Source organism: Croceitalea sp. MTPC5 (genome assembly GCF_036985505.1).
Taxonomy (GTDB): domain Bacteria; phylum Bacteroidota; class Bacteroidia; order Flavobacteriales; family Flavobacteriaceae; genus Croceitalea.
In genome coordinates this window covers 1-1,261 of the sequence record NZ_BTGQ01000031.1, presented here as the reverse complement: position 1 = coordinate 1,261, position 1,261 = coordinate 1, and the positions used below count along the sequence as shown (strand labels likewise).

Here is a 1,261-nt window from a genome sequence, read left to right as displayed (position 1 = left end):
GCAAAAATTTAAAACCAACCGAAATGAACAAAATAATTCTAACATCATTAATCATAATTTTTGCTTGTAATTCAGTTTTCGGACAAACTACCAAAGAGAAGTATGCGAAAGACGTAAAATCAGTAGATGCAATAATAAATGCATATTATGATGTTGTTTCAGGTTCGAGTAGTGAGCCTTGGGAGTTTGAGAGAGATAAATATATTCATTCGGACAATGCTGTTATAACAAGACTGGACGAAAATGGGAAAGCGGAATCACATACTCTTGAAGCGGAATATATACCAATCGGATTATCACCTAAAGAGGATTTTTACGAAAAGGAACTTAAAAGAATAGTAAGTAAATATGGAAATATTGCACAAGTTTGGAGTGCATTTGAAATACGAACTGACCCAAAAACTGAATCCAATATTAGAGGGCTAAATAGCATTCAGCTACATTATGAAAATGGACGATGGTGGATAGATAGTTGGACTTGCGAAATGGAATCTAAAAAGAATAATTTAGTAACTGAATTTTTGAATAAGGAATAAAAAACTTTTGCTAACACCGTGTATAATTCATTGCTAGTACTCGCCTACTTACGAAAATCCTCGCGGATTTTCTATTCGGTTTGTATTTGCTAAATTAGTTGCTGAAACAAGCAACGAAATCATACACAAAACCGTTGTAGCAAATTAAAAGAATGAACAGTTCAATCGATAATGGAGGAAAAACTCATTTAAGATATGCTCACAAGCATTATCCGAAAATAATTGAACTTAAATGTGACAAATGCGAATCTAAAATAATTGCTACTAATCAAAATGTTCCCAACGGAATTGAACATTTTATGGATATTTCGGATTTTGAAAAAAAATGGAATCTTGTATGTCTGAATTGCACATTCCGAGCTGAACTAAATTGGGATGAACTGAAAGAATTTGATTTTTGGCTAAAAACGGAAATAAAAAACATAGAATTTTGGGCTTGGAATATTGACCATCTGAATATGATTCTGAAAAAACTCAAAAAAGCGGATTTGAAATCTGACAACTGGGAATTTTTCCAGAATTATATTCCTAAAGATTGGCTTCTGAAATTTAATAGCGAAAGGGAAATTCGGAAAATAGAAAAGTTAAAAGAAAAGTAACTTGCTACAACAATGTATAAAAATAATTGCTACATTAGTGCTTAAACAAAGGGAGTTGCAGTTTTGTTACGTCTGATTTTCCTGCGGAAAATCCTCGCACACAAAACCGCAACTATTCTTATACGA

At 32.4% G+C, this 1,261-nt stretch carries 2 protein-coding genes; both read left to right on the top strand.

The window, feature by feature from the left end; translation table 11 throughout:
• Positions 1 to 536, top strand: a 536-nt coding sequence (locus AACM45_RS20275; RefSeq protein ID WP_339145030.1) for a hypothetical protein, incomplete at its 5' end; no start/stop codon positions are given.
• A 152-nt stretch (positions 537 to 688) separates the two neighbouring features.
• Positions 689 to 1,135, top strand: a complete 447-nt coding sequence (locus AACM45_RS20270) for a hypothetical protein (protein ID WP_339145028.1) — start codon at positions 689 to 691, stop codon at positions 1,133 to 1,135.
• Positions 1,136 to 1,261 lie beyond the last annotated feature (126 nt).